The 26,804-nt window shown below is 70.5% G+C and carries 24 protein-coding genes and 1 pseudogene; 10 read left to right on the top strand and 15 right to left on the bottom strand.

Annotation, left to right across the window (positions count from 1 at the left end):
* The first annotated feature begins 76 nt into the window (after window positions 1–76).
* Window positions 77–1,735 (top strand): fumarate hydratase, encoded by a 1,659-nt coding sequence (locus A6A25_RS28160; protein WP_143193467.1) that lies wholly within the window; start codon window positions 77–79, stop codon window positions 1,733–1,735.
* Window positions 1,736–1,746: 11 nt separating this feature from the next.
* On the opposite strand, the gene A6A25_RS28155 is transcribed toward A6A25_RS28160, so the two are convergent.
* Together A6A25_RS28155 and A6A25_RS28150 are read right to left on the bottom strand one after the other, a co-directional pair.
* On the bottom strand, window positions 1,747–1,935 hold the full coding sequence (locus tag A6A25_RS28155; protein WP_073895265.1) for a DUF397 domain-containing protein: 189 nt from the start codon (window positions 1,933–1,935) through the stop codon (window positions 1,747–1,749).
* Window positions 1,935–2,780, bottom strand: coding sequence for a helix-turn-helix domain-containing protein (locus A6A25_RS28150; RefSeq protein ID WP_073895263.1), 846 nt, complete (start codon window positions 2,778–2,780; stop codon window positions 1,935–1,937). Before A6A25_RS28150 ends, A6A25_RS28155 begins: the two co-directional genes overlap by 1 nt.
* A gap of 107 nt (window positions 2,781–2,887) precedes the next feature.
* Between A6A25_RS28150 and A6A25_RS28145 the strand changes: the two genes are divergently transcribed.
* The gene (locus A6A25_RS28145) at window positions 2,888–3,142 is read left to right on the top strand and encodes a hypothetical protein (RefSeq protein WP_073895261.1); all 255 of its coding nucleotides are present in this window, start codon (window positions 2,888–2,890) and stop codon (window positions 3,140–3,142) included.
* 41 nt (window positions 3,143–3,183) lie between these two features.
* Window positions 3,184–3,573, top strand: coding sequence for a hypothetical protein (locus tag A6A25_RS28140; RefSeq protein ID WP_073895259.1), 390 nt, complete (start codon window positions 3,184–3,186; stop codon window positions 3,571–3,573).
* On the opposite strand, the gene A6A25_RS28135 is transcribed toward A6A25_RS28140, so the two are convergent.
* The 6 genes from A6A25_RS28135 to A6A25_RS28110 all read right to left on the bottom strand — a co-directional run bounded on the left by A6A25_RS28135 (window position 3,558) and on the right by A6A25_RS28110 (window position 9,553).
* Window positions 3,558–4,871, bottom strand: a complete 1,314-nt coding sequence (locus A6A25_RS28135) for a jacalin-like lectin (RefSeq protein ID WP_073895257.1) — start codon at window positions 4,869–4,871, stop codon at window positions 3,558–3,560. The genes A6A25_RS28140 and A6A25_RS28135 overlap by 16 nt on opposite strands.
* A gap of 86 nt (window positions 4,872–4,957) precedes the next feature.
* Window positions 4,958–5,482: a hypothetical protein gene (locus tag A6A25_RS28130; RefSeq protein ID WP_073895255.1), complete on the bottom strand. Its 525-nt coding sequence runs from the start codon at window positions 5,480–5,482 to the stop codon at window positions 4,958–4,960.
* A gap of 86 nt (window positions 5,483–5,568) precedes the next feature.
* Window positions 5,569–6,045: a hypothetical protein gene (locus tag A6A25_RS28125; RefSeq protein WP_073895253.1), complete on the bottom strand. Its 477-nt coding sequence runs from the start codon at window positions 6,043–6,045 to the stop codon at window positions 5,569–5,571.
* A 216-nt stretch (window positions 6,046–6,261) separates the two neighbouring features.
* Window positions 6,262–7,383 (bottom strand): hypothetical protein, encoded by a 1,122-nt coding sequence (locus A6A25_RS28120; RefSeq protein ID WP_241828957.1) that lies wholly within the window; start codon window positions 7,381–7,383, stop codon window positions 6,262–6,264.
* 14 nt (window positions 7,384–7,397) lie between these two features.
* Entirely contained in the window at window positions 7,398–8,654 is a 1,257-nt protein-coding gene (locus A6A25_RS28115) for a glucarate dehydratase family protein (RefSeq protein ID WP_073895249.1), read from the bottom strand.
* Window positions 8,651–9,553 carry a 5-dehydro-4-deoxyglucarate dehydratase gene (locus A6A25_RS28110; protein ID WP_073895247.1) on the bottom strand — a complete coding sequence of 301 codons (903 nt, stop codon included), beginning with the start codon at window positions 9,551–9,553 and terminating at the stop codon, window positions 8,651–8,653. Before A6A25_RS28110 ends, A6A25_RS28115 begins: the two co-directional genes overlap by 4 nt.
* A gap of 735 nt (window positions 9,554–10,288) precedes the next feature.
* On the opposite strand from A6A25_RS28110, the gene A6A25_RS28105 reads away from it, so the two are divergent.
* Genes A6A25_RS28105 through A6A25_RS28095 form a run of 3 tightly spaced genes read left to right on the top strand, consistent with a single transcriptional unit; the run spans window position 10,289 to window position 13,411 of the window.
* Entirely contained in the window at window positions 10,289–11,071 is a 783-nt protein-coding gene (locus A6A25_RS28105; protein WP_073895339.1) for an IclR family transcriptional regulator, read from the top strand.
* A gap of 25 nt (window positions 11,072–11,096) precedes the next feature.
* The gene (locus A6A25_RS28100; RefSeq protein WP_073895245.1) at window positions 11,097–11,918 is read left to right on the top strand and encodes an NAD-dependent epimerase/dehydratase family protein; all 822 of its coding nucleotides are present in this window, start codon (window positions 11,097–11,099) and stop codon (window positions 11,916–11,918) included.
* The gene (locus A6A25_RS28095) at window positions 11,915–13,411 is read left to right on the top strand and encodes an aldehyde dehydrogenase (NADP(+)) (RefSeq protein WP_073895243.1); all 1,497 of its coding nucleotides are present in this window, start codon (window positions 11,915–11,917) and stop codon (window positions 13,409–13,411) included. Before A6A25_RS28100 ends, A6A25_RS28095 begins: the two co-directional genes overlap by 4 nt.
* 135 nt (window positions 13,412–13,546) lie before the next feature.
* Here A6A25_RS28095 and A6A25_RS28090 read toward each other — a convergent pair whose 3' ends face one another.
* A complete protein-coding gene (locus tag A6A25_RS28090; protein ID WP_073895241.1) occupies window positions 13,547–14,761 on the bottom strand; it encodes an aldehyde dehydrogenase family protein in 1,215 nt (404 codons plus the stop codon).
* 10 nt (window positions 14,762–14,771) lie between these two features.
* Window positions 14,772–15,755, bottom strand: a complete 984-nt coding sequence (locus tag A6A25_RS28085) for a 2-dehydropantoate 2-reductase (protein ID WP_073895239.1) — start codon at window positions 15,753–15,755, stop codon at window positions 14,772–14,774.
* 226 nt (window positions 15,756–15,981) lie between these two features.
* Here A6A25_RS28085 and A6A25_RS28080 point away from each other — a divergent pair, with 226 nt between their 5' ends.
* A complete protein-coding gene (locus A6A25_RS28080) occupies window positions 15,982–16,719 on the top strand; it encodes a GntR family transcriptional regulator (protein WP_073895337.1) in 738 nt (245 codons plus the stop codon).
* Between the two features lie 246 nt (window positions 16,720–16,965).
* Window positions 16,966–17,157 (top strand): hypothetical protein, encoded by a 192-nt coding sequence (locus A6A25_RS28075; protein WP_073895237.1) that lies wholly within the window; start codon window positions 16,966–16,968, stop codon window positions 17,155–17,157.
* 126 nt (window positions 17,158–17,283) lie between these two features.
* On the opposite strand, the gene A6A25_RS28070 is transcribed toward A6A25_RS28075, so the two are convergent.
* The 5 genes and pseudogenes from A6A25_RS28070 to A6A25_RS28050 all read right to left on the bottom strand — a co-directional run bounded on the left by A6A25_RS28070 (window position 17,284) and on the right by A6A25_RS28050 (window position 24,554).
* Window positions 17,284–17,823: a hypothetical protein gene (locus tag A6A25_RS28070; protein WP_073895235.1), complete on the bottom strand. Its 540-nt coding sequence runs from the start codon at window positions 17,821–17,823 to the stop codon at window positions 17,284–17,286.
* Window positions 17,823–19,328, bottom strand: a complete 1,506-nt coding sequence (locus A6A25_RS28065; protein WP_073895233.1) for an Nramp family divalent metal transporter — start codon at window positions 19,326–19,328, stop codon at window positions 17,823–17,825. Before A6A25_RS28065 ends, A6A25_RS28070 begins: the two co-directional genes overlap by 1 nt.
* A gap of 47 nt (window positions 19,329–19,375) precedes the next feature.
* The gene (locus tag A6A25_RS28060) at window positions 19,376–21,508 is read right to left on the bottom strand and encodes an acetate--CoA ligase family protein (protein WP_073895231.1); all 2,133 of its coding nucleotides are present in this window, start codon (window positions 21,506–21,508) and stop codon (window positions 19,376–19,378) included.
* A 30-nt stretch (window positions 21,509–21,538) separates the two neighbouring features.
* A pseudogene (gene frc / locus A6A25_RS28055) lies at window positions 21,539–22,756 on the bottom strand (formyl-CoA transferase).
* Window positions 22,757–22,817: 61 nt separating this feature from the next.
* Window positions 22,818–24,554: a thiamine pyrophosphate-binding protein gene (locus tag A6A25_RS28050; protein WP_083668750.1), complete on the bottom strand. Its 1,737-nt coding sequence runs from the start codon at window positions 24,552–24,554 to the stop codon at window positions 22,818–22,820.
* Between the two features lie 206 nt (window positions 24,555–24,760).
* On the opposite strand from A6A25_RS28050, the gene sucC reads away from it, so the two are divergent.
* Both sucC and sucD read left to right on the top strand, forming a co-directional pair.
* Window positions 24,761–25,921, top strand: a complete 1,161-nt coding sequence (gene sucC, locus A6A25_RS28045) for an ADP-forming succinate--CoA ligase subunit beta (protein ID WP_073895229.1) — start codon at window positions 24,761–24,763, stop codon at window positions 25,919–25,921.
* Window position 25,922: 1 nt separating this feature from the next.
* The gene (gene sucD, locus A6A25_RS28040) at window positions 25,923–26,804 is read left to right on the top strand and encodes a succinate--CoA ligase subunit alpha (RefSeq protein WP_073895227.1); all 882 of its coding nucleotides are present in this window, start codon (window positions 25,923–25,925) and stop codon (window positions 26,802–26,804) included.

Below are 26,804 nucleotides of genomic sequence, written 5' to 3'. Positions count from 1 at the left end.
ACGCGACGGCGCGATCGGTATAAGTTCGTCGGAACCCGAAGCGCGCAAGGGAGCCCGCGACGTGACCTCGTCGAACCTGTTGGGACCGACGTTCCAGTACACCGACGTCCTGCCGTTGGCCAAGGACAACCACACCGACTACCGGCTCGTGACGCCGGACGGCGTGTCGGTGGTCGAGGCCGCCGGTCGGACGTTCCTCCAGGTCGAGCCCGCGGCGCTGACGCTGCTGGCCAAGGAGGCGATCCGGGACATCCAGCACCTGCTGCGCCCCTCGCACCTGGCCCAGCTGCGCGCGATCGTGGACGACCCCGAGGCCAGCGGCAACGACCGGTTCGTCGCGATGGACCTGCTGCGCAACGCGTGCATCTCCGCCGGCGGCGTGCTGCCCATGTGCCAGGACACCGGCACCGCGATCGTGATGGGCAAGCGCACCGAGTCCGTGCTGACCGGCGGCACGGACGAGGAAGCCCTGTCGCGCGGCATCTTCGAGGCCTACCAGGAGCTGAACCTGCGGTACTCGCAGATGGCGCCGGTCACCTTCTGGGACGAGAAGAACACCGTCACCAACCTGCCCGCGCAGATCGACCTGTTCACCGCGCCGGGCGTGGAGCCGAAGTACGAGTTCCTGTTCATGGCCAAGGGCGGCGGTTCGGCCAACAAGACGTTCCTGTACCAGGAGACGAAGGCGCTGCTGAACCCCTCGCGGCTGGCCAAGTTCCTGGACGAGAAGCTGCGCTCGCTCGGCACCGCCGCGTGCCCGCCCTACCACCTCGCCGTGGTCGTCGGCGGTCTGTCGGCCGAGCAGAACCTGAAGGTCGCCAAGCTCGCGTCGGCCCGCTACCTCGACGGCCTGCCCACCGAGGGTTCGGCCGCGGGCCACGCGTTCCGGGACGTCGACCTGGAGCAGCAGGTGCTGGAGCTGACCCGGAACTTCGGCATCGGCGCCCAGTTCGGCGGCAAGTACTTCTGCCACGACGTGCGCGTGATCCGGCTGCCCCGGCACGGCGCGTCCTGCCCGGTCGGCATCGCGGTGTCGTGTTCGGCGGACCGGCAGGCCAAGGCGAAGATCACCCCCGAGGGCATCTTCCTGGAGCAGCTGGAACGCGACCCGGCGCACTTCCTGCCCGACGTGACCGGCGAGGACCTGTCCGACGAGGTCGTGAAGATCGACCTGACCCGGCCCATGGCGGAGATCCGCGCGACGCTGTCGGCGTTGCCGGTGAAGACGCGCGTGTCGCTGACCGGGCCGCTGGTGGTGGCGCGGGACATCGCGCACGCCAAGATCAAGGAACGGCTGGACGCGGGCGAGCCGATGCCGCAGTACCTCAAGGACCACCCGGTGTACTACGCCGGACCGGCCAAGACGCCCGAGGGGTACGCGTCCGGGTCGTTCGGGCCGACGACGGCGGGCCGGATGGACTCCTACGTCGAGCAGTTCCAGGCCGCCGGCGGGTCGCTGGTGATGCTGGCCAAGGGCAATCGGTCCAAGCAGGTGACGAACGCCTGCCAGACGCACGGCGGGTTCTACCTGGGCTCGATCGGCGGACCGGCCGCGCGGCTGGCCCAGGACTGCATCCGCAAGGTCGAGGTGCTGGAGTACCCCGAACTGGGCATGGAAGCGGTCTGGAAGATCGAGGTGGAGGACTTCCCGGCGTTCGTCGTGGTGGACGACAAGGGCAACGACTTCTTCGCCGAGACCTCCGCCCCGACCCTCCAGATCTCGTTCCGGAAGTAGCTCTTCCCGGCTTACAGGTCGAACACGCCGAGCTTGGCGCCGCGCGTGAAGAAGTCCCACTCGCTGTAGGTGAAGCGCTGTGGGACTTCTTCAGGCCGGTTGCTGTTGCGGACGAGCACCTCGTCGGCCGTGCGCATGACCTCGACGCAATTCGAGCCGCCGCCGCTGAACTTCGTCCACACGCCGTGCTTCAGGGTCATCAGGTCTCCTCCGTGATCCGGGTCAGGAGTTCGCGGCTTTCCTCAACTCCCAACGCCTTCGCACGGGTGTGGTCGAACCAGCGGCTCGTCTTCTCCACGTGGTTGACACCGTCCTCGAAGTGGTCGCCGAACGGGGTGTCGACGCTGACCAGCGACGGCAGCTTGTCGGGCAGCCGGAACAAGGTCAGCGTAGTACCGGACAACGCGTGCGCTCCCGCTCCTTGCGGCATCACCTGCACCACGACGTTCTCCAGCTCGGTCATCGCGAGCACGTGCTTGAGCTGGTCCCGCATGACCTCCGGGCCACCGATGTTGGCCCTGAACGCGGGCTCGGAGACCACCGCCCACAGCTTCAGCGGCGGCTCGCGGTCGGTCAGCAGCGCACGGCGTTCAAGGCGCAGTTGCAGGTTCTTCTCCAAGGGCTCGCCGCTGAGGCCGATGCCGGTCATGAGCGCGCGGGCGTACTGCTCGGTCTGGAGCACGGCCGGGAGGAGCTCGAACGACGAGTAGAGGGCTTCGGTGGCGATGGCCTCGACGTCGAGGATGCGGCGCAGCCAGGGCTGGATGGTGCCGCCGATCTTGCTCTTCGGCCTGCGCCGGTGCGCTTCGGAGTTGAGGGCCAGCAGGTCCTCGCGCGTCGCGTCGTCGGCTTGGTAGAGGTCGAGCAGCTTCTCCAGCTCGGCCTGCTTGACGCCGCTGATCGCGTTCTCGATGTTGCTGATCTTGGTCATCGTGCAGTGCAGCACCTCGCCCACGCGTTCCCGGGGCACGCCTGCCTCTTCGCGCATGCGGCGCAGGGTGGTGCCGATCTGGATGCGGGCGGCACTGCGGTGTGGGCTGGTCATCGCTCTCCTCGATCATCACCCGATCGGGACTTGTGTCCATCGTGTACGTACGAGATAGTCATCTCGAATTCGGAGAGTATACAACCATGACCGGGGAGTGATGTCCAATGGGGTCGCGTTTCTACCAGGTGAGCTTGATCGAGACGTCCGGGAGCGGGGTCTACTTCCGGCAGATCACGCGTGAGCCGGTGGACGGGAGCGAGAGCCTGCACGCGTGGATGGTGCGGAAGCTGCTGGACCACGAGTGCAACCTGGGGCTCTACGTCGGCGAGACGGGCACGATCGTGGCGGACGAGGACCAGGTGGACGCCGACCTGTGGCTGGCGTGGGACGGGGTGGCGGCCTTCGCGACGACCGAATAATCCGGTGTCGTGCTCGGCGCCGCTGTAGCAGGTTGTGGGGCATGACGTTCGAGGAACTGGTGGCCGAGGGCGCGGCCGTGCCCGTCGAGGGGTGGGACTTCTCCACGTTGCGGGAGCTGACGGACTTCATGATGGGTCCGCAGCCGGTCAGCGACGCGCGCAGCACCGAGCGCGCCGTGGCCGGGTTGGAGGCGGCCGGGCTGACCGTCGTGGACCTGCGGTCGGAGTCGTTGCGGGTGGAGTTCTTCGACGTCGGCGCGGTCGTGCACTTCCTGCGCAAGGTGCTGTGGACGGTGCCCGGGTTCACCGTTTCGGCGTACCGGGACCGGCTCTGGGCTATGCACGAGCACATCGAGCGTGAGGGGTCGTTCGTGGCGAGTTCGGAGCGTTACCTGGTCGAGGCGCGCAAGGAGGGTCAGCTCGGGGTGTAGATCAGGCCCAGCTTGTCGATCTCGGTCCCGGACCGGCCGGCGAAACCCGCGATGTGCCAGCCGGTGGGTGCGGTGAGGGTGACCGCGTCGGCGGTGGGCGTGCCGGCGGAGATCGTGCGGCCGAGGGTGGTGGTGATGCGGACGGAGAAGATCCGGGTGCGGCCGTCGCGTTGACCTCGGGTGAGCGTGGCCTGGGTCAGGTGCTCGCCCGGCTGGAGGGTCAGCGTGGTCGGCGTGCCGCCGGTGCCGCCGTGGGTTCGCGTGGTGCCGTCGGCGAGCGTGAGCCCGACCCGGTCGAGGCGGGCTCCGCCGCTCAGGGTCACCTGGCGCACCGTCGTGCCGGGGTTCACGGCGTCGACGTCGGTGAACGGGGTGCCGTGCGGGCCGCCGAACTGGTCGCTGAGCCGGAGGTGGTCGGTGAGCCGCCAGGTGAAGTCGACGGCGTGCGGGTAGTGGTCGGACAGCGGTTCGCCGTCGGCGTCGAGGAAGGCGGCGTGGTCGTTGCGGTAGGTGGTGGCGGTGAGGTCGATGGCGGCGTTGTCGCGGTAGAGGACCTTGTCCACGACTTCACACGAACTGGTGACGTTCTGCGGGTCGCACACCAGCGCGGGTGCGCCGGCCGCGGGTTCGACGCCGCCCCTGATCAGCTCGACCCAGGCGTCGGTGAGGCCGTTCGGGTGGACGAGGTCGCGGATGTTGTCGCCCGTGCGGGTGTAGCGGGTGTTGGTGTCACCCATGATGATCACGGCGTTGCCCGCCGAGTTCCGGGTGACGTACTCCGACAACTGGGTGATGTTCGCGCGGCGGGCGGCCAGGTCGGCGTCCGTGCTGCCGGCGTTGGCGTGGACGTTGTAGAGGTCGACGTACACGCCCTCGGCGAGGCGGAGGCGGGAGAACGTGAAGCCCTTGGGGGTCAGGCAGTCCGTGCCGTTGCAGCGGTTCCACTTGATCCGGGTGAAGTCGCTGTACGGGTAGGCGGAGAGGGTGTTGAGGCCGTCACCGAACGGCACTCCCCCGCTGGTCGGCGTGCGGTGAGGGTGGTTGTCGGCGGCGTAGAGGGCGGCGTGGTAGTTGAAGTCCTCCTGGACGTTCACCACGTCGTAGTCGCGGATGCGGGCGCCGATGAGCGGGGTGTTCTCCGCCGGGTTCGAGCCCGACAGCGGTTCGGGGAGGCCGGCGACGTTGTAGGTCAGCACGGAGATCCGGCCGCTGACGTCGGCGGACGCGGTCGGGGTCACCAGCGTGGTGGCGCCCGCTGCCGCGAGGACGGTGCCGAGGAGTCGGAGGAGTCGTCTCACGTTACCGGAGTGTGGCGTTCGGGGCTCGACCGGGGAACCGTTGACGCGAATCTTTTTCAGGTGTTCACCCGGTCAGCCCGCCCCCGTCACGCTGCTTCTTCCCGTGCCTCCAGGACGATGCGGCGCGAGCCGAGGGGTGCGTCGAGGGTGACGTTCAGCGGGACGGAGCGCAGCTCCTGGGTGCACAGGACGCCGGTGGGCGGCGGGTAGTAGGTCGTGACCAGGGTGATCAGCACCTGGTCGCCGGACTGGGCGGTGACCTCGGCGCTCGCCGTCTTGCAGCCGCCCGCGAGGCCCAGCACCTGCACCGTGCGGCCGTCCGCCGAGGTCGATGCCTTCTTCTCGTAGATGTCCGGGAGCGTGCTTCCGTCGATCTGGGCAGCCGGGACCTCCGTCGGACCGCCTTCCAGCGGCGCGGGGGTGGTCTGCGGGGGCGGGGCGGTCGGCTGGGGCTCGCCAGTGGATGACAACGTTGTCGGAGCAGACGTCGAACCCGTCGTGGTGGTCGTGGTGACGGACGACTGGCCCAGCGGTGGGTTGTCGGTGCTCGTGCTGGTGCACCCCGCGAGCGCGAGCACGGCGAGGGCGACGGCGGCCTTGACGTTCCTCATAGCTGGAGGACGGTACTCGGGGCCGTGAGGTTGCAAAGGGCGGTGCCCGGCCGACCGGGGCATGGCCGACCGGGCACCAGGGTGGATTACTTCTGGTCCTGTCGGGTGCTGAGGACGACCGTGCGGTCACCGAGCGGCGCGTCGAGCTTCGCGGTGAGCGGCGGGTAGCGGATGTCCATCGTGCAGACCTGCTGGTCGAGCGGCGTGGTCTCGACCAGCACCACCTTCACCACCTGGGCGTTCTGCTCGGCGATCTCGACGCTGGCCTTGCCGCAGCCCGCTTCCTGCGCGATGACGCCGAGCACGCTGCCGTCACCCTCGGTCCACGTGGTGGTGGGGTTGCCCTCGGGGACGGCGCTCGCGTCGACCTTGGTCTTGGGCACTTCCTTGCCGCCCGGCGGCACAGGGCTCTCGAACTCCGGCTCCTCACTCGCGGGTGAGGTCGGTTCGGCCGACGTGGTCAGCGTCGGCCCTGCGCCCGGACCGACGGGCGTGGACGTTGCGCAGGCGGCGAGCACGACCAGCAGCACACCCGCGCCGATTGCGGTTCCAAGGCTTCTCATGCACCCAGGACGGACCAACCCACGCCCCGGGTTGCCCCCCGTTCTTCACAGTTACCCAACCCAGTGAACCGCGCGTGTCCTACGTTCGCGTCGCGCGTGTCCCACGTTCAGAACACCCATGTTGAGCGTTCAGAACACGGTCCAGCTGTTCCGAATGTTCAACATGGGGTGCCTGAACGTAGGACACGCGCGTTCTGAACGTAGGACACGCGGGTGTTAGGGGAGGGAGTTGGTCAGGCCGGTGATGGCGTGGCGGAGGGCGGCGAGGCGGGATTCGGAGGCCAGGCCCGCGTGGTACAGGTGGAACTCCTGGACGCCGGCCTCCGCGTAGGCCAGCCACTCCTTGAGCAGCTCATCGCCGTCCGCCGGCTTCGGCGGCAGGGCCAGCACGTACGCGGCAGTGCGCACGTCGGCCTCGGCACGCAGGGCGCGGATCGCGGGCAACGACGCGTCCACGCCCGGCCAGCACGTCAGGGTGAGGACGTCCACGTCGGCGTCCACGCCCCCGGCCACCGTGGCGAACGGCCCGGTGCCCCACGGGTCGGCCGTCGCGTGCACGGCGATCCGCGTGCCCGGCGACGTCGACCTGATCAGCCCCACCAGCTCACGCCGGAGCAACCGGGACAGGTCGGTGCGCACCGAGCGCACGCTGTCGGCCTGGGCGCCCAGAGCCTCCTCGACGCTGGTAGCGGCGTTGTCGACCCCCGCACGCACCAGCGCCCGCAACCCCTCGGCGTCGTCGTAACGCCGCACGCAACCCGCGCAGAAGCACAGCGACAGCAGCTTCTGCTGCACGGCCGACCAGTCCGCGCCGTCGGTCTTCTCGTGGTGCCCGCCGTGGAAGAACCCCAGCGGCCCGCACGCCTCCAGCACGATCCCGTCCGGCCGCCCCAGCTCCAGCACCTCGGACACCAACGTCCGCGCGTACTCGACCACGTCGTCGTTCGACGGGCACAGCGCGTACGGGTACAGGTCGCCGAACGCGTTGCGCACCGCCACGTCCGGGTGAGCGTCACCCAGTCGACTGCTGTGCGTCAGCACGGTCCACGCGTACACCGGCAGCCCGGCCGCCCGCAGCGCGTCGGAAGCCTCGCCGTAGGAGTCCACACCGTCCATCCAGGACGGCAAAGCGGGCACCAACCGCTTGCCCCGCCACGCCTCCTCCCGCACGGGCAGGTAGAACGCCGCGTGCCGCGCGTCCACCATCCGGTGCGAGGGGTGGAACGGCGTCGCGGCGCGGACGGTGTGGTACGACGCGGCGAGCGCCACGGCATCCACACCGAGCGAGACGACCCGTTCGACAGCGGCCGGGTCGCCCACGACATCCCAGGGGTACAAGTGCGCAACGGTGGTCACCACCGGGGGCGCTTCCTCTCGTAAGACGGGTCGTGCTTCTGCATGTAACCGGTGTCGTCGCGCTGCACGAGGCCGCACGTCCGGTAGTTCTCCGCCAGCCGGGCCAACGCGTCGCGGTCCAGCTCGACGCCCAGCCCGGGTGCGGTCGGCACCGGCACCGCACCGTCCACGAACGTGAACGGTGTCGTGATCACGTCGTCGGCGACGTTCCACGGGTAGTGCGTGTCGCACGCGTAGTTCAGGTTCGGCGTGGACGCGGCGAGGTGCGTCATCGCGGCCAGGCTGATGCCCAGGTGCGAGTTCGAGTGCATGGACAGGCCGATGCCGAACGTCCGGCAGATCCCGGCCAGCTCCTTGGACCGCGACAGCCCGCCCCAGTAGTGGTGGTCGGACAGGATCACCTGCACCGCGCCCACCTCCACCGACCGGGCGATGTGCTCGAACGCGATCACGCACATGTTCGTCGCCAACGGCATCGGCGCACGTGCCGCGACCTGCGCCATCCCGTCGATCTCGGGCGCCGGGTCCTCCAGGTACTCGACCACGCCGTCGAGCTCCTCGGCCACCTTCAGCGACGTCTCGGGCGTCCACGCCGCGTTGGGGTCCAGCCGCAGCGGGTGGTCCGGGAACGCCTCGCGCAGCGCGCGGATCGCCTCGATCTCCTGCTCGGGCGGGTACACGCCGCCCTTGAGCTTGATCGAGCCGAACCCGTGCCGCTCGACGAGCATCCGGGCCTGCGCCACGATGCCCGCCGGGTCCAGCGCCTCGCCGAACTCGTCGGGTTCCGCGCCGGGGTGACCGGCCCACTTGTAGAACAGGTACGCGCTGTACGGCACGGCGTCGCGCACCGCGCCGCCGAGCAGGTCGCTCACCGGGCGGCCGAGCGCCTTGCCCCGGATGTCCCAGCACGCCACCTCGAACGTCGAGAACACGCGGTCCACAGTGGACTCGACGGTCAGCGGCCCGGTCAGCCCGTGCCGGTCGGACCCGGCCTCGCCGCCCAGCGCGGTCGCGATCCGGGAGTGCAGCTCGTTCAGGGCGTGCACGTCCAGGCCCACCAGCGCGGGCGCGGCGGTGCGCATCCGGGTCAGGTGGCCGATGTCGCCGTAGCTCTCGCCGAGCCCCGAGATCCCCTCGTCGGTGTGCACTTCCACGATGGTGCGCAGCGCCCACGGTTCGTGCACGCCCACCGAGTTCAGCAGCGGCGGGTCGCGGAAGGCGACCGGGGTGATGGTGATGTCGGTGATCTTCATGCGGCCAGGCTCCGGCCGGCGGCGACGACCTTCTCCAGTTCCGCCACGTGCTCGGGCGTCGGGTCGAGCAGTGGTGCGCGGACGCCGCCGACGTCGAGCCCGGTGGCCCGGACCGCCGCCTTCACCAGTGACACGGCGTAGCCGGGCACCTTGTCGCGCAACTCGACCAGCGGCTTGTAGAACTCCAACAGGTACCGGTTGACCAACGCCGCGTCACCGTTGCGCACGGCGTGGTAGAAGCCGAGCGAGATCTCCGGCGCGAAGCAGAACACCGCCGACGAGTACAGGTCCACGCCGATGCCCCGGTACGCGGGCACGGTCAGCTCCGCGGTCGGCAGGCCGTTGAAGAACTGGAACGGCTTCTCGACCGCCGAGCGCACCGCGAGCACGATGCGGTGCAGCAGGTCGATGTCGCCGAGCCCGTCCTTGAACCCGACCACGGTCGGCAGCGACGCGACCTCGACCGCCGTCTCCGGCGTGAAGATCGCGTTGTTGCGCTGGTAGACGATCAGCGGCAGGTCCGACGCGCCCGCCACCTCCGTCACGTACCGCACCAGCCCCTTGGCCGGGTTGGTCACCAGGTACGGCGGCAGCAGCAGCAAGCCGTCCGCACCGACCCGCGCCGCGGCCCGGGCGATCCCCTTGGCCGTCGGCACCGGGCCGCCGACGCCCGCGAACACCGGCACCCGCCCGGCCGTCGCCTCGACCGCGACGGCCACCGCCCGTTCGACCTCCGACGGCTCCAGCGCGTGGAACTCGCCGGTGCCGCAGGCGACGAACACGCCGCCCGCGCCCGCCGCCACCCCTCGTCCTACGTGCTCGGCCAGCACGTCCTCCGCGAGCGCGCCGTCCGCGTCGAACGGCGTCACCGGGAAGAACAGCACCCCATCCAGTTGCATACCCAGACCTTCATCCCTTGATCGCTCCGGTGGTGATCCCACGCAGGACGGACTTTGCGTTTCCTCGCGCGGCAGCGCACAGGCGGCGAGCGCGCTGACGACGAGGTGGAGCAGCAGGGGCACCATCGGCGCTGATGAGCGAGTCCCCGCCGACGTGGCAGTGGTTCGGGAGCGGTTCCGTGGGGCGGCACCGACGTCGGTGCCGCCCCACGGGGTGGGCTGCGACGGCACCGCCGCCACTAGCCGTCGCCCCCACGTCTCGGAGGGTGTCGACCGGGGTCACCGGGCCACCCTGGGTGAATGGACGGTCCAAGTCCAGGTTTTGCGCAACCCCGGGCGTTCGCGGGGGTTCACCGGTTCGGCGCAGGCCACCGGAGGCGCGCTGCCGGCGGGGTCGGCGTCGGCGCGGAGCCACGCGCCGGGAGACTTGACGCGTAACTCGGGCGGCCTCGCGGCGCGGTGCGTCCGGGCCGGGGGCGGCACGTGGCGGTGCACCGCTCCGCTCGACACCCGGTACCCGCAGGTCGAGTGCGTGATGGGACCCGCAACGGTCGCTACAGCGACGGCCGTGGCGCACCGGCGGGAGAGTGTCATGGACGGCGACTCCTGTTCACGGCTGCAATGTTCATATATATGAATTGCGGTCGTACTTGTGAACGTGTTGGCCGGACTGTAAGAATCGGCGCAGCGACGTGTCAAGTGCGTGTTGCCGGAACGTTTCCCGTGGAGGACTTGGTGACTGGACCCGCGTCACCCGCTCGGCCGAACGCGGTCAAGTCGGCCGATCGGACTGTGGAACTGCTCGAAGTGCTGTCGGCGTCCGACCGCCCGCTGACGCTGACCGAACTGCACCGCGAGCTGAGCTACCCGAAGTCGAGCCTCTACATGCTCTTGCAGACGCTCGTCGCCCGGGGCTGGGTGGAGCTCGACCCCACCCGAGGCACGTACGGCATCGGCGTGCGCGCACTGCTCGTCGGCACGTCGTACCTCGACCACGACCCGGTGGTGCAGGTCGCCATCCGGGTGATGGAGCAGGTGCGCCGGGAGATCAACGAGACGGTCCACCTGGCGCGGTTGGACGGCGCGGACGTGGTCTACCTGGCCAGCCGCGAGTCCGAGCACCACCTGCGCGTGGTGTCCCGCGTCGGACGGCGGCTGCCCGCGCACTCCACGTCGCTGGGCAAGGCGCTGCTCGCCGCGCGCACGCCCGCCGAGGTCGACGCGATCCTGCCCGCCCGGCTGACGCCGTTGACGCCGAACACCATCATCGAACGCCCGGCGCTGCACGCGCAGCTCGCCGGGTTCCGCGCGGTCGGGTACGCGCACGAACGCGAGGAGAACACGCCCGGCCTGGGCTGCTTCGCCGTCGCGCTGCCCTACCGCAACCCGGTGCTCGACGCGATGAGCTGCTCCGTGCCGCTGGGCCGGCTCGACCCCGACCACGAGCGCCAGGTCGTCGAAGCGCTGCTGCACGCCGCACGCACGATCACCGAACTGCTGCGCCAGTTCGGCCGCTGATTCCGTTATCGCGAAAGGGCTCGACGTGACCGCACGAATCCTGATCACCGGCGCCGCCGGCATAGTCGGCACGCTCATGCGCACCCGACTGGCCGCGCCGGACCGGACCCTGCGCCTGCTCGACATCGCGCCGCTGCCCGCCGCCGAAGACGGTGAACGGGTCGAGTTGGTGACGGCGTCGGTGACCGACCAGGCGGCGATGGACGAGGCGTGCGAGGGCGTCGACGCGGTGATCCACCTCGGCGGGCACAGCCTGGAGCGGCCGTGGGCGGAGATCCTGGACGTCAACATCAACGGCACGCACGTGGTGCTGGAGGCGGCGCGGCGGGCCGGGGTGTCCCGGGTGGTGCTGGCCAGCTCCAACCACGCGGTCGGGTACTACGAGCGTTCCGCCGGTGAGGCGGCTGACTACCTGTTCCCGAAGCCGGACACGTACTACGGCGTGAGCAAGGTGGCGCTGGAGGCGTTGGGCAGCCTGTACGCGTCGCGGTACGGGATGGACGTGATCGCGATCCGGATCGGGTCGTGCTTCGAGAAGCCGCGGGACGCGCGGATGCTGTCGACGTGGCTGTCGCCGGACGACGGCGCGCGGCTGTTCGAGGCGTGCCTGTCGGCGCCGTCGCCCGGGTTCCGGGTGGTGTGGGGTGTTTCGGACAACACGCGGCGGTGGTTCTCGCTTCGTGAAGCGGAGGCGTTGGGGTACAAGTCATCCGATGACTCCGAGGTGTTCGCGGCGGAGGTGCTGGCGGGCGGCTCGCCGGATCCTTCGTCGCCCGCTCTCACGTACCTCGGTGGCGTGTGGTGCACGCCCGAGTTCGACACCGCGGTGAAGGAGGCCGGTCGATGAGCGGCGGCGTGCAGGGGTACAACCCGCGGACCGGTGAGCCGGTAGGCGCGCCCGTGCCGGAGACATCGGATGTCTCCGTGGACTCGCTGGCTCGTGCGGCCGAGGCCGCGTTCCCGTCGTGGTCGTCGTTGCCGGCGGTGGAGCGGGCTTCGGTGCTGGACGCCGTGGCGGATGCGCTGGACGCTTCGTCGGACGCGTTGATCGAGCTCGCGGAGGCCGAGACGGCGCTGGGCGTGCCGCGGTTGACGACGGAGCTGAAGCGGACCACGAACCAGTTGCGGCTGTTCGGTGGCGTGTTGCGCGAGGGCAGCTACGTCGAGGCGACGCTGGACTCGGCGAACCCCGACATCATCCCGCCGCGGCCAGTGCTGCGGCGCATGCTCCGTCCACTCGGGACGGTCGGGGTGTTCGCGGCGTCGAACTTCCCGTTCGCGTTCTCGGTGGCTGGTGGCGACACGGCGTCCGCACTGGCCGCGGGGTGCCCGGTGATCGTGAAGGCGCACCCGTCGCACCCGGGGACGTCGCAGGAGACGGCGCGGATCGTGGCGTCCGTCGTGCCGGCGGGTGTTTTCGGCATCGTGCACGGGCAGCAGGCCGGGGTGACGCTGGTCAAGCACCCGGCGATCAAGGCGGTCGGCTTCACCGGTTCCACGGTGGGCGGTCGGGCGCTGTTCGACCTGGCGAGCTCGCGCCCCGACCCGATCCCGTTCTACGGCGAGCTGGGCAGCGTCAACCCGACCGTGGTGCTGCCCGAGGCCGCCGCGGCCAGGCCGGACGGCTTCGCGGCCGAGTTCGTCGGCTCGCTGACCCTCGGGGTCGGCCAGTTCTGCACCAACCCCGGCCTGGTCTTCGCGCCGGACTCCCTCGTGCCCGCGTTGGCCGACGCCGTGTCATCCGCGGTGGGCGGCCCGATGCTGAACGAGCGGATGTGCGACGCCTACCGGTCGGGCACTGACGGCTTGGCCTCCTCGGGGCTGGCCTCGCTCGTCGCCGAGGGCAGCGCGCCGACCGAGGGGTGGAGCGTCCCACCGCGCCTCTTCGAGGTGCCGCTGGCGACGTTCGCGGAGAACCTGGAGAAGCTCACCGAGGAGCACTTCGGCCCGGCCGCGATCGTGGTGACCTACACCGATCCCGCCGAGCTGGCGACCGTCCTGCCGCGCCTCCCGGGAACGCTCACCGGCACCCTGCACGCCGCCGAGTCCGAGCACGAGCCCGCGGGGCGCGTCGCCGAGGCCCTGCGGCCGGTCGTGGGGCGGCTGATCTTCAACGGCTGGCCGACCGGCGTCGCGGTGGCCTGGGGCATGCACCACGGCGGCCCCTGGCCGGCCACCACCAACCCGCTGCACACGTCCGTCGGGGCCACCTCGATCCGCCGCTGGGTCGCCCCGGTGACCTACCAGTCCTGGCCGGACGCCCTGCTGCCCGCCGAACTGCGCGACAACAACCCGCTGGGCATCCCGCGCCGGGTCGACGGCGTACTCGGGGTCCACTGACCACGCACCGACCGTCGGCTGCCCCCATCCACTCCCTGGCCGGTCCCGTCCACTCGTTGGTCGGGACCGGCCAGGTCGTTGCACGGGGCCGGCGCCGGGGTGCCGGCCAGGCCGGCGGACATCCGAGCCTCCGACTCAGGTGGGTGGGTACAGGGAGTAGGACGGGAAGTTGCCGTAGAGCCGTTCGCCGGGCGGGCCCTCGGTGACCGCGTGCACCAGCAACGACCCGCCGACGAACGCACCGCGCCACGACGCGCCCCGCCCGCCGAACACCTCCTCGCGGTCACCGCGCGAGCGGGCCTTGCTGTGGCCGAACTTGAACGCGTTCACCTCACCGGCCAGCCGTCGGGCGGTCGCCTCGTCGTCGCACGACAGGGAAGCCACCAACGCGCCGTTGCTCGCGTTCATCGCGGCCAGCAGTTCGGCCGAGAGGAAGGAGTCGAACAACGACCGCTGCACCACGTACCGCGGGTAGGCGGTGCAGCGCTGCTTGGCGTAGTCGAACGACTTGCGCAGTTGCGGGCGTAGCGACTCCCAGTCGCCGAACTCCCAGACGCCCCAGCAGTTCAGCCCTTCCTGTTCCAGGACGTGCCGCTTGGTGGCGTCGAGCCCGGTGACGATCTCGCCGCCGACGCCGCGCCCGCCGACGAACGACAGGCAGCCGATGTCCGGCGAGCCGACCAGCACCGGTGACAGCTCGCGCCCGCCGCCGCTGACCAGGGTGAGCGGCAGGCCGTGGCGGACGGCGAGGGCGGTGGCGAGGGTCAGGCAGCTGACGCCGCCGTCGGTGGGCGCCTTGGCGATGACCGCGTTGCCCGCCAGCGCCTGGACGAGCATCGCGTGCATCAGCACGCTCATCGGGTAGTTCCAGCTCGCGATGTTGCTGACCGGGCCGTGCAGCGGCGTGCGGCCGTGGAGCATGGGGTCGATCTGCTCGACGTACCACTCGACGCCTTCGACGCACCGGTCGACGTCCGCGGTCGCCAGGCGCCACGGCTTGCCGATTTCCCACACCAGCAGCAACGCGAGCAGGTCGCGGTGCGCGCGCAGGTCGGCCACCGCGGCGAGCGTGCGGGCTTTGCGTTCCTTCAGCGGCACGGTGGCCCACGCGCGGTGCTGCTCGACGGCGGACGCGACGGCGTGCGAGGCCTGGGCGGCGTCGAGGCGGGGCGGTCCGGCGATGGTGGAGCCGTCCACGGGTGAGGTGGCGTCGCCGGGCGCGCCGACGCGCTGCCACTTCCCGGCCACGTGGTTGAGCAGCCGGTCGGGGTGGAACGCCTCGGGCGCGACGCGCGCGCACCGGTCGTACAGCTCGGGCCACGAGGTGCCCGGCTTGAGGATCGGGGGCATGTCGGTCCTCTCAGCTAGCGGCGGTGAAAGCCTTGCGCCCCAACAGGTCGATCGCGGCGTACACGCTGCGCAGGGTCGGCGCGGCGACACCGGTGAGGCGGGCGATCTCGACGACCGCGCCGATGATCGCGTCGGTCTCCAGGGCCTTGCCCGCTTCGAGGTCCTGGAGCATCGACGTCTTGTGGTGGCCGACGCGCTGGGCGCCGTCGATGCGCTTCTCGATGGAGACGCGGGGCCGGCAGCCGACGGCGTGGGCGACCGCGATGGTCTCGGCCATCATGAGCGCGACGAGCTCGCGGGTGTCGCGGTGCTCGCACATCTCGGCCATGGTGGCGCGGGTGAGCGCGCTGAGCGGGTTGAACGCGACGTTGCCCATCAGCTTGACCCAGATGTCGTCGCGCAGGTCGGGTTCGATGGGCGCTTTGAGGCCGCCCGCGACCATGGCCTCGCTGCGGTGCTCGCAGCGGGCGGAGGTGCTGCGGTCGGGTTCGCCGAGGGAGAAGCGGGTGCCTTCGACGTGGCGGATGACGCCGGGCGCCTCGATCTCGGTGGAGCAGTAGACGACGCAGCCGATCGCGCGGCGGGTGTCGAGGACGGCGCTGACGCTGCCGCCCGGGTCGACGGCCTCGATGCGGGTGCCTTCGAGGGGGTGGCCGGTGAGCCCGTGGAAGTACCACCAGGGGATGCCGTTCTGCGCGGCGACGACGGCGGTGTCCGGGCCGAGCAGGGGTGTGATGAGCGGGCCGCAGGCGGCGTACTGGTGTGCCTTGAGCCCGAGGAACACGTAGTCGACGGTGCCGATGTCGGCCGGGTCGTCGGTGGCGTGCGGTGCGGCGGTGAAGTCGCCGCGGGGGCTGTGGACCCGGACGCCGTGGCGGCGCATGGCTTCCAGGTGCGCTCCCCGTGCGACGAGGTGCACCTCCACGCCGGCGCGGTGCAGTGCCGCTCCGACGTAGGCGCCGATGGCTCCGGCTCCGAGAACTGCGACTTTCATGTCGTCCCTCGCCTTCGCAGTAATTGCATACAGTATGCTGTATGACCTGCGCGAGCGATAGCCCAACCGGGGACATGTGGGCTCACGGAGAAGATGGGTCCGCTCCCAGGACGCGGACGCGTCCCGTGAACCGGTAGCTCGGCCGGGTGAGGCAGATTGTTTTGTGCATACGAAAATCTGTATGCTGAAGTCCGGGCATTTCCGACACCTGCCCGAGGAGGCGACCGTGAGCCAGCCCAACGCGCCGCTGATCGGCGCGGGAAACACCCGCCGCGCGGCCCGCGATTCGCTGAGCAGCGCCGCCGCCCGGAAGGTCGAACGGCCCGCCCCGTTGCGCCAGGCCGTCTACGAGGCCCTGCTCGACCTGATCGTCAACCGTACCCTCAAGCCCGGGCAGCACCTCGTCGAGATCGAGCTCGCCGAGCATTTGGGCGTGAGCCGCCAGCCGGTGCGCGAGGCGTTGCAGCGCCTGCAGACCGAGGGCTGGGTCGACCTGCGCCCGGCGCAGGGTGCGTTCGTACACACGCCGACCGACGAAGAGGCCGACCAGCTCCTCTCCGTGCGCAACGTCCTGGAGACCTACTCCGCCCGGCTCGCCGCCGAGCGCGCCACGCCGGAGGACGTCAAGCAGCTCCGGAAGCTGCAGAACGAAGGCGTCGCCGCCCTCAAGGCCAAGGACGTGGAGCGGGTCGTCGCCGCGAACGCCGCACTGCACGCGTTCATCACGCAGCTGTCCGGCAACACCGTGCTGGCCGAGATGATCGCCACCGTCGACCGCCGGGTCCGCTGGTACTACGCACCGCTCGCGCTGACCCGCGGCAAGGACGCGTGGACCGAGCACGCCGACATCATCGACGCGATCACCATGGGCGAGCCCGAAGAGGCGGCCAGGTTGATGAGCCACCACACGGAGCGCACCCGCACCGCCTACCGCGAGCACCGGGACTCCACGCAGTCGAAGTGATCGGGACCACCCGCCCCGGTCCGCGCCACCCCTGACGAGGTCCAGCTCAGGGCACCTGAATCGTGTACAGGTGACGGGTCTCGCGCTTGCGGCGTTTTGTATACGATAGCCTGTATCCTGGATGTAGCACCTCCGGCCGGTACACCTGGTGCGACTGCGGTCTACTGGATCGTGGAGCCGCCCCCGATGGCGCGGGCAGGCTCCGAGGAACGCTCACACCCGAGAATGAGCAGGAGAGGTACGACCATGCCTGGATGGCAGCAGCTCAAGCACGCCCTGACCCGGCCCGCCGGGTTCTCCGCCGACGGACGCCGCCTCGGCCTCGGCCTGGACGCCGCGATGGACGCCCAGCGCCGGGAGACCGACGACGCGGTCGCGGACATCGAGCAGTACGCGAACAAGCGCAGCAAGGGCGAAGAGAGCACCACGGTCGCCTGATCCCGACCTACCCGGTCGACACGGTCCCGGCGGCCCATCCGGAACGATCCCGACAGGACCGGACCGGGTACGCCGGACCTGCCACAACCGGCCAGAGCCGGGCCGACCGGCCCCTTCGCTAGCCGGTCACTTCGTCCGCGCGGTCGTCGGGTGGGTGGCACGCCTGCGTCGGGCGCGTGCCGACGCTTCCCGCAGCACGCGGGCGTGCGTCACGTAGCGCTCGTACCACTGCTGCGCCAACGCGTTGCGCGCACGCACCTTGTCGAGCCAGTGCGGCGCGATCCGCTCGTGCAGCCACAGGAAGCCGATGGCCCAGCCGAAGCTGACGATCCCCTGGTAGGCCAGGAAACCGAGCACGTCGTCGGGCGGGGTGAACCCGCCGCCGAGGAGGAACCCCGTCGAGGTCTCCGCGACGAGCCTGGCCGCCGGGAAGCCCACGAGCCAGTACAGGGCGGCCGGTGCGAACACGCCGAGCCGGAACCGCCCGCTGCCGACGAGCAGGCCGAAACCGCCGCCGAGCAGCCCGAGCGGCACGGCCATGGCGACCGCGGTGGCCGCCGCCCACCCGGCCGGGTGCCCGACGAACGCCGACAGCGCGCCCGCGATCAGGCCGCCGACCGCGCCGACCACCGCGCCGGGTACCGCCAACTCCAGCCGGTCCCTCATCAGCCCACCACCACGCCGAACCGCAGCAGGCTGTAGATCAGCATGCCGAGGTAGAACACCGCGCCGAAGCCGATGATCAGGTTGGTGACGAGCCTGGGCCGGATGGGTTTGGGCAGCATCCGGTTGTTCACCAGCAGCAGGACGACGCAGTAGGCGCCCATGGCGAACGTGGACAGGAAGGCGAGGATGTCGAGGATCGCGCCGGGTCCGTCGGCGGGCCCGAACAGCAGGATGACGATGCCGAACGCGATGACGCCCCAGAGGAACCCGGCGTACAGGTGGGACATGCGGAACCGCTTCGCGCCGGGCACGAAGTGATAGGTCATGTCGGCCTGGCCGCGGGAGAACGAGTCGAACAGGCCGAGGGTGGCGTTGAGGCCGATGAGCGCGATGAAGCCGAGGAACACCCCGCCGAGCACGGGACCGCCCGCCGCGGCGAACGAGTCGGACATGGCGTTGAGCGCGGCTTCGCGTTCCCCGGCGTGCAGCAGCTCCTTCACGTCGGGGCTGGTCCGGCTGGCGGCCTGGGCCAGCACGGTGAACGACACGGTGACGAGCATCGTGATGCCCCAGAACAGCAGCAGCGCGTCGAACGTGACCCACCGCCGCCAGCCGCGCCACTTCGCCATCTCGGCCGGGTCGTCGGTGTCGAACATGAACCCGCGCGACGGCATGGCCTCTTCCTCGCCGGCGTGCCGCAGGCCGCGCACTTTCGGGATGTGGGCACCCATGCCGGCGCCGCTGTCGCGCAGGTGCAGCGTGTACCACATCTGCTGCATGCCGGACGGTCCGGCGAACGCGATGGAGCCGACGATGATCGGGAACCAGGCCGCGCTGAGCGCTTCGGGTGGCAGGAAGCCGAAGTGGAACATGCCGGTGATGGTGGACACCACGTCCGACCACGTGCCCACCATCGCGGCTACCACGGCCGTGCCGACGACGAGCAGCCCGATCAGCAGGGACAGCACGTTCTCCAGCAGGTTGTAGATCACCTTGGCCAGGCTGAACAGGACGCCGACCAGGATGAGGCCGACGCACGCCGACACCGTCCACGGTATGCCGGTGAGCTCTTCCAGGGCGGCGGCGCCGGCGGACAGGTGGCCCGGCCAGATGTAGACCAGGATCGCGACGGTGAAGAAGAACCACATGATCGGTTTGAACACGCGGGCCGCGCCGAAGAAGATGCTCTCATCGGTGGCCATCGCGTAGCGGGCCATCTCCAGCATGACGACGGCCTGGAGCGTCACGCCGATGAGGAAGAGCCATCGGATCTCCGGGCCGAACAGCAGCACGAGCCGCGGCCACATGTAGGACTCGCCCATGCCCACGCCGAGCGCGACGAGGAAGACCGTCGGGCCCAGGATGTGGATGGACGGCGGGGCGTCGGGCAGTTTCCTGATGGGCATCGCTTCCAGCCGCCCCGCCCGCCACACGCGTTCCTCCGGTGGAGGTGTGGTGACGTCCGCGCCCGACCGCGGATCGGCGGGTGAGTTGGGTGTATCCACAACGGACCTCCCGGTGAGTTACTGCTTCCTGAGTCGGGGCTCCCCCTTCACAGCAGCCCGGCGGAGCGGGCCCAGCGGTACTTGGCGCCGAGCACGGCGACCGGCTTCTCCGTGGTGTACGGGTAGGCGACGATCCCGTGCCGGTAGAGGTGTTCACTGGCTTGTTCGACTTCCACGTCGCCGGACAGCGAGGCGACGACGGGCTTGTGGATGCCCTGGTCCCGGTAGTGCGAGACGACTTCGACGACGAGTTCGGCGAACACCGTGGGCGGGGTGACGATGGTGTGCCAGTAGCCGAGGATCAGGGCGTGCACGCGCTCGTCCTCCAGGCCGAGCGCGATCGTGTTGCGGTAGGTGGAGGGTGGTTCGCCGCCGGTGATGTCGACGGGGTTGCCCGCCGCGCCGAACGGCGGGATGAACTTCCGGAACGCCTCGTCCAGGTCGGGCGGGATCTCCATGAGGGCGAGTCCGTTGTCGACGCACGCGTCGGACAGCAGCACGCCGGAGCCGCCCGCGCCGGTGATGATGACGACGTTCTCGCCCTTCGGAGTGGGCAGCAGGGGCACGCCGCGCGCGTACTCCAGCATGTCGTTGAGGCCGGGTGCGCGGATGACGCCGCTCTGCCGCAGGATGTCGTCGTAGACCTTGTCGTTGCCGGCCAGTGCGCCGGTGTGCGAACTGGCGGCTTTCGCGCCCTGGGCGGTGCGGCCCGCCTTGAGGACCACGACCGGTTTTTTGGCGGACACCCGCTTGGCGGTCTCGGCGAACGCGCGGCCGTCCTTGAGGTCTTCCAGGTGCATCGCGATGAGCTGGGTGTTCTCGTCCTGCTCGAAGAACGTGAGCAGGTCGTCCTCGTCGATGTCGGCCTTGTTGCCGACGCCGACGATGGAGGACACGCCCATCCGGGCGGAGCGGCTGAACCCGAGGATCGCCATGCCGATGCCCCCGCTCTGCGAGGACAGGGCGACCCCGCCCTTCACGTCGTACGGGGTGCAAAACGTAGCCGAAAGATTTTCAGGTGTGTAGTAGTAGCCGTAGATGTTCGGGCCGAGGATGCGCACGCCGTGCTTGCGCGCGACCGCCACGACCTCGTCCTGCAACTCCTGGTTCCCGGTCTCGCCGAAGCCCGACGGGATGAGGATCGCGCCCGCCACGCCCTTCGCGCCGACCTCCTCCAGCGCGGCGGGCACGAACTTCGCCGGGATCGCGAACACCGCCACGTCCACGTCGCCGGGCACGTCGGCGATGCTGCGGTAGGCCTTGCGGTCCATGATCTCGTCCGCTTTGGGGTTGATCGGGTGGATCTCGCCCCGGTAGCCGCCGTCGACCAGGTTGCGCATCACCGAGTTGCCGATCTTGCCGGTCTCGTTGGACGCCCCGATCACCGCCACCGCCGCCGGTTTCATGATCCGGTTCATCGACGCCAGGATGGCCTCCTGGCTGAACCGGACGGGCTCGCGCGCCGCGGCCGGGTCGACCAGGATCCGCACGTCGACCGCGGTCGCGCCCTCCGGGGTGGCCAGCACCGGGTTGAGGTCGACCTCGGCCAGCTGCGGGAAGTCCGTGACCAGGTCGCCGACGCGGCGGATCAGGTCGGCCAGCGCGTCGGTGTCGGCGGGCGGCGCGCCCCGCACGCCGCGCAGGATCTCGGCGGCGGCGATGCCGTCCACCATGGACCTGGCCTCGGCCGCGGTGGTCGGGGCGAGGCGGAACGTGACGTCCTTGAGCACCTCCACCAGCACGCCGCCCAGGCCGAACGCGACGATCTTGCCGAACGTGTCGTCCGTGGTCGCGCCGACGATCACCTCCTGGCCGGAGGTCATCAGCCGCTGCACCTGCACGCCGACGATGTCCGCGTCGGCCCGGTAGGCCACGGCGTTGGCGATGATCGTGTCGAAACCCGCGGCCACCTCCTCGGGGGTGGCCAGGCCGACCAGCACGCCGCCCGCCTCGGTCTTGTGCAGGATGTCCGGTGAGACGATCTTGAGCACCACCGGCAGGCCGATGTCCGCCGCCAGCGCGACCGCCTCGTCCCGTGACGCGGCCAGGCCCTCGGCCGGGGTCGCGATCCCGTAGGCCTCGCACACCAGCCGCCCTTCGGGCGCGGTCAGCGAAGTGCGCCCCTCGGCGGTGACCGCCGCGATGATCCGTTCGACCGCTGCCCGGTCGTAGTCCGGCATGACGTCTCCTTGAGAAGTGGTTCGCGGTGATCAGATAGCGCCGCCGGCCCGCAGCGCGCGCAGCTGCTCGGGCAGGTAGCCGAGCTCGGCCAGCACCTCGTCGTTGTGCTCGCCCAGCAACGGCGACCGGCGGACCTCGACCGGCGAGTCGGACAGCTTCAACGGGCTGCCCACGGTCTTGTAGGCGCCGCGCTCGGGGTGCTCGACCTCGACCACGGTGCCGAGCTCGGCCAGCGTCTCGTCCTCGATCAGCTCCCGGGTGGACAGGATCGGGCCGCACGGGATGTCGTGGGCGTTGAGCGCGTCCATGACCTCCCACTTGGTGTGCCGCTCGGTCCACTCCTCGATCAGCGCGAACGCCTTGTCCAGCTTGTCCAGCCGGGCCTCCGGGGTGGCCCACGCCGGGTCGTCGGCCAGCTCCGGCCTGCCGATCAGCTCGGTGATCGGCCGCCAGCCGACCGGCTGGATGATCACGTAGAGGTAGTCGTTGGGACCGCCGGGCGCGCAGCGCACCGCCCAGCCCGGCTGCCCGCCGCCGGAGGCGTTGCCCGAGCGCGGCACCTCGTCGCCGAACGACTCGTTCGGGTACTCGCCGAGCGGGCCGTGCGCCAGCCGCTGCTGGTCGCGCAGCTTCACCCGGCACAGGTTGAGCACCGCGTCCTGCATGGCCACCTGCACGCGCTGGCCGCGGCCGGTGGACGTGCGCTGGTAGAGGGCCGCGAGGATGCCGGCGACCAGGTGGATGCCGGTGCCCGAGTCGCCGATCTGGGCGCCGGTGGCCAGCGGCGGTCCGTCCTCGAACCCGGTGGTGCTCATCGAGCCGCCCATGGCCTGCGCGATGACCTCGTACGCCTTGAAGTGCGCGTACCGGCCGGCGCCGAAGCCCTTGATCGACGCGTACACCAGGCCCGGGTTGAGCTCCTGGAGCCGCTCCCAGGTGAACCCGAACCGGTCGACCACACCGGGGCCGAAGTTCTCCACCAGCACGTCCGCGGTGGTGACGAGCTGCCCGAACACGGCCTACCTCCGCGCCTACGTCGGGCGCTGACCGTCCTCGGCGGCTTTTCGGTCAAGTCTTCTTCCGGTGTCAGACCTGGCGCCGGGCTGCCCGCGGGTGATGTCGCCCCGGCCGGGCGCCTCCACCTTGATCACGTCGGCACCCAGCCACGCGAGGATCTGGGTGGCCGACGGTCCGGATTGGACATGCGTCAGGTCCAGGACCCGGACGCCGTCGAGAGCCTTGCCCATGGCACGTCCTCCTTCTTGTTCGTCTGGGATCGAGGGAACTCCTTGGCACATAACCGGAGCGCTACTTGTACATGGTCTGGTTCATGGTTCCCGGCGCGTACGCGTCGGGGTCGACCCAGACGTTGATCAACGACGGCAGGCCCGACTCGCGGGCACGCCGCAGGGCGGCTGCGATGTCCTTGGGGTCGCGGACCTCTTCGCCGTAGCCACCGAGCATCCGCGCGAACTCGTCGTAGCGGACGTCGCCGAGCGTGTTGCCGACGCGTTCCCGTGCCACGCCGTACTTCTGCGCCTGGCCGTAGCGGATCTGGTTCATCGACGAGTTGTTGCCGACGATGCCGACGAACGGCAGGTTGTAGCGCACCAGCGTCTCGAAGTCCCAGCCGGTGAGGCTGAACGCGCCGTCGCCGAACAGCGCCACCACTTCCTTGTCCGGCCTGGCCAGCTTGGTCGCCAGCACGAACGGCACGCCGACGCCGAGCGTGCCCAGCGGTCCGGGGTCCATCCAGTGGCCGGGCGACTTCGGCTGCACCACCTGGCCGGAGAACGTGACGATGTCGCCGCCGTCGCCGATGTAGATCGAGTCCTCGGTCAGGAACTCGTTGATCTCGTGCACCAGCCGGTACGGGTGGATCGGCGTGGCGTCGGAGCGCAGCTGCGGCAACCGCTTCTCGCGCGCCTTCTCCTCCACCGCCTGCAGTTCCTCCAGCCACGGCTTGCGCGCCACGGCACCGGTGTCCGCGCGACCGGACGCGGCCTGCGTGACCGCGCTCAGCACCAGGTTCGCGTCACCGACGATGCCCAGGTCCACGTCGCGGTTCTTGCCCACGGTGCGGTAGTCGAGGTCGACCTGCACGACGGTCGCCTTGGCCGAGAGCCGGCGGCCGTAGCCCATCCGGAAGTCGAACGGCGTGCCGACGATGACGATCACGTCGGCGTTGTCGAACGCGTACCGGCGCGAGAGCTGGAAGTGGTGCGGGTCGCCGGGCGGCAACGTGCCGCGGCCCGCGCCGTTCATGTACGCGGGGATGTTCAACGCGCGCACCAGCTCGATCGCCGAGTCGGTGGCCCGCGTGGTCCACACCTGGCTGCCGAACAGCACCACCGGCTTCTTCGCGTGCACCAGCAGGTCGGCCAGCCGCTCCACCGCCGCCGGGTCGCCCGCGTTGCGAGTGGACGCGCGGTAGCGGCCCGCCGCCGGGATGCGCGCCTGGTCCAGCCGCACCTTCGCGTCCAGCACGTCGCGCGGGATCTCCAGGAACGACGGTCCGGGCGCGCCGTGGAACGCCTCGCGGAACGCCATCGACACCAGGTCGGCGATGCGCGCGGTGGACGGCACGGTCGCGGCGAACTTCGTGATCGGGGTCATCATGTCGACGTGCGGCAGGTCCTGCAGTGAGCCCATCTTGTGCTGGCTCAGCGCGCCTTGGCCGCCGATCAGCAGCATCGGGCTCTCCGCCCGGAACGCGTTGGCCACGCCGGTCACCGCGTCGGTGGTGCCCGGGCCGGCGGTCACCACGGCACAACCCGGCTTGCCGGTGACCCGGGCGTAGGCGTCCGCGGCGTGCGCGGCCACCTGCTCGTGCCGCACGTCGATCACCGCGATGCCCTCGTCGACGCAGCCGTCGTAGATGTCGATGATGTGGCCGCCGCACAGGGTGAAGATCGTGTCGATGCCCTCGGCCTTGAGTGCCTTGGCCACCAGGTGCCCGCCGGAGATCAGTTCCGAGCCCGTGTCGGTGCCGTCCGCCTGCCCCGCGCTGTCGCCGGTGACGGCCTCGGTCGCTGTCCGCGCCATGTGCTGGTCAACTCCTTCGATCGCGGTCGGGTCCGCCCCTCTCAGAGGCGTGGTCCCGGCCCTGGAACCGGCCCGGTTGTAGATTGCATACCGTATGGGGTAGCCCATATAGTTACGCCTTGTTCGCGCCGATGTCCAGAGCCCGGAACACCCCAACCCCCACCGCTCGCCGTCGGCACCCCACCGCGCGGGAAGGACTTTCTGCCGTGGATCTGCACGAACACCAAGCCAGGGACCTGTTCGCGGCGCACGCCATACCGGTGCCGCACGGCCTGCTGGCCGTGACACCGGACGAGGCGCACGCCGCGGCGACGTCGCTCGGCGGGACCGTCGTGGTGAAGGCGCAGGTGAAGACCGGCGGCCGGGGCAAGGCGGGCGGTGTCCGCCTCGCCCGCACACCGGAACAGGCACGGGAGGCCGCGGCCGACATCCTCGGGACGGACATCAAGGGACACGTGGTGCGCGAGGTGCTCGTGGTCGAGGCGAGCGACATCGCCGAGGAGTACTACTTCTCGTTCCTGCTGGACCGGACAAACCGGACTTTCCTCGCCCTGGCCTCGGTCGAGGGCGGCATGGACATCGAGGAGGTGGCGGCCACCCGACCCCACGCGCTGGCCCGCGTGCCGGTCACCCACGTGGACCTGGCCGTCGCGCACGAGATCGTGACGGCGGCCAAGTTCCCGCCGTCCGTCGCGGACCGGGTCGCGGACGTCATCGTGAAGCTGTGGGTGGCGCTCGTCGCGGAGGACGCCACGCTGGTCGAGGTGAACCCGTTGGTGCGCACCCGTTCCGGCGACGTCCTCGCGGTGGACGGCAAGATCACGCTCGACGCGAACGCGGCGTTCCGGCACCCGGCGCACGCGGCGCTGCAGGACGTGGCGGCCGAGGACCCGCGGGAAGCGGCGGCCCGTGCGCGCGGCCTCAACTACGTGAAGCTGGACGGCCAGGTCGGCGTGATCGGCAACGGCGCCGGGCTGGTCATGTCCACCTTGGACGTCGTCGCCCACGCGGGCGAGCGGCACGGCGGCGTGCGGCCCGCGAACTTCCTCGACATCGGCGGCGGCGCGTCCGCCCGGGTGATGGCCGACGGGCTGGACGTCGTCCTGAACGACCCGGACGTGCGGTCGGTGCTCGTCAACGTCTTCGGCGGCATCACGGCGTGCGACGCGGTGGCCGACGGGATCGTGACGGCGCTGGACCTGCTCGGCGACGCGGCCACCAAGCCGCTGGTGGTGCGGTTGGACGGCAACAACGTGGCCGAGGGCAGGCGGATCCTCGCCGAGGCCGCGCACCCGTTGGTGACCGTGGTGGACACGATGGACGACGCGGCCGACCGAGCCGCCGCACTCGCAGCCGTGGGGGTTTGAAATGGCCGTCTTCATCACGTCGGGGAGTCGCGTGATCGTCCAGGGCATGACCGGGGCGGAGGGCGCGAAGCACACCAAGCGGATGCTGAAGGCGGGCACCCGGATCGTCGGCGGGGTGAACCCGCGCAAGGCCGGTGAGGTCGTCGACTTCGACGGTCACGTGCTGCCGGTGTTCGGGAACGTGTCCGACGCGATGGCCGCGACCGGCGCCGACGTGACGGTCGTCTTCGTGCCGCCCGCGTTCACCAAGGACGCCGTGGTGGAGGCGATCGACGCCGGTATCGGGCTGGCGGTCGTGATCACGGAAGGCGTGCCCGTGCACGACACGGCCGCGTTCTGGGCGCACGCGGTGGCGTCGGGCGGGCGGACCAGGATCATCGGGCCCAACTGCCCCGGCGTGATCAGCCCCGGCAAGTCGAACGCGGGCATCATCCCGGACGACATCTGCGGACCCGGCCCCATCGGGCTGGTGTCGAAATCGGGCACGCTGACGTACCAGCTGATGTACGAGCTGCGGGACATCGGTTTCACCACGGCGGTCGGCATCGGCGGCGACCCCGTCATCGGGACGACGCACATCGACGCGCTGGCCGCGTTCGAGCAGGACCCGGAGACGTCGGCGATCGTGATGATCGGCGAGATCGGCGGCGACGCGGAAGAACGTGCCGCCGACCACATCCGCGACCACGTCACCAAACCGGTCGTGGCCTACGTGGCCGGTTTCACCGCGCCCGAAGGCAGGACCATAGGCCACGCGGGCGCGATCGTGTCCGGGTCGGCGGGCACGGCGCAGGCCAAGAAGGCAGCCCTGGAAGCGGCGGGCGTGCGGGTCGGCAGGACCCCCGGCGAAACGGCCCGCTTGCTGCGGGAGCTGCTCACCTGA

It is taken from the genome of Saccharothrix sp. CB00851 (assembly GCF_001905065.1).
GTDB lineage: Bacteria > Actinomycetota > Actinomycetes > Mycobacteriales > Pseudonocardiaceae > Actinosynnema.
Note: the sequence above shows the minus strand (reverse complement) of the source record. Positions and strands in the feature narration are given on the sequence as shown.

Coding starts and splice junctions, on each gene's coding strand:
- A6A25_RS28140 (WP_073895259.1), top strand. CDS start 3,184: ATGACGTTCGAGGAACTGGTGGCCGAGGGCGCGGCCGTGCCCGTCGAG.
- A6A25_RS28050 (WP_083668750.1), bottom strand. CDS start 24,554: ATGGCGCGGACAGCGACCGAGGCCGTCACCGGCGACAGCGCGGGGCAG.
- A6A25_RS28085 (WP_073895239.1), bottom strand. CDS start 15,755: ATGAAAGTCGCAGTTCTCGGAGCCGGAGCCATCGGCGCCTACGTCGGA.
- A6A25_RS28090 (WP_073895241.1), bottom strand. CDS start 14,761: ATGCCCCCGATCCTCAAGCCGGGCACCTCGTGGCCCGAGCTGTACGAC.
- A6A25_RS28070 (WP_073895235.1), bottom strand. CDS start 17,823: ATGAGGGACCGGCTGGAGTTGGCGGTACCCGGCGCGGTGGTCGGCGCG.
- A6A25_RS28060 (WP_073895231.1), bottom strand. CDS start 21,508: ATGCCGGACTACGACCGGGCAGCGGTCGAACGGATCATCGCGGCGGTC.
- A6A25_RS28145 (WP_073895261.1), top strand. CDS start 2,888: ATGGGGTCGCGTTTCTACCAGGTGAGCTTGATCGAGACGTCCGGGAGC.
- A6A25_RS28130 (WP_073895255.1), bottom strand. CDS start 5,482: ATGAGGAACGTCAAGGCCGCCGTCGCCCTCGCCGTGCTCGCGCTCGCG.
- A6A25_RS28155 (WP_073895265.1), bottom strand. CDS start 1,935: ATGACCCTGAAGCACGGCGTGTGGACGAAGTTCAGCGGCGGCGGCTCG.
- A6A25_RS28125 (WP_073895253.1), bottom strand. CDS start 6,045: ATGAGAAGCCTTGGAACCGCAATCGGCGCGGGTGTGCTGCTGGTCGTG.
- A6A25_RS28095 (WP_073895243.1), top strand. CDS start 11,915: ATGAGCGGCGGCGTGCAGGGGTACAACCCGCGGACCGGTGAGCCGGTA.
- A6A25_RS28075 (WP_073895237.1), top strand. CDS start 16,966: ATGCCTGGATGGCAGCAGCTCAAGCACGCCCTGACCCGGCCCGCCGGG.
- sucD (WP_073895227.1), top strand. CDS start 25,923: ATGGCCGTCTTCATCACGTCGGGGAGTCGCGTGATCGTCCAGGGCATG.
- A6A25_RS28110 (WP_073895247.1), bottom strand. CDS start 9,553: ATGCAACTGGATGGGGTGCTGTTCTTCCCGGTGACGCCGTTCGACGCG.
- A6A25_RS28150 (WP_073895263.1), bottom strand. CDS start 2,780: ATGACCAGCCCACACCGCAGTGCCGCCCGCATCCAGATCGGCACCACC.
- A6A25_RS28115 (WP_073895249.1), bottom strand. CDS start 8,654: ATGAAGATCACCGACATCACCATCACCCCGGTCGCCTTCCGCGACCCG.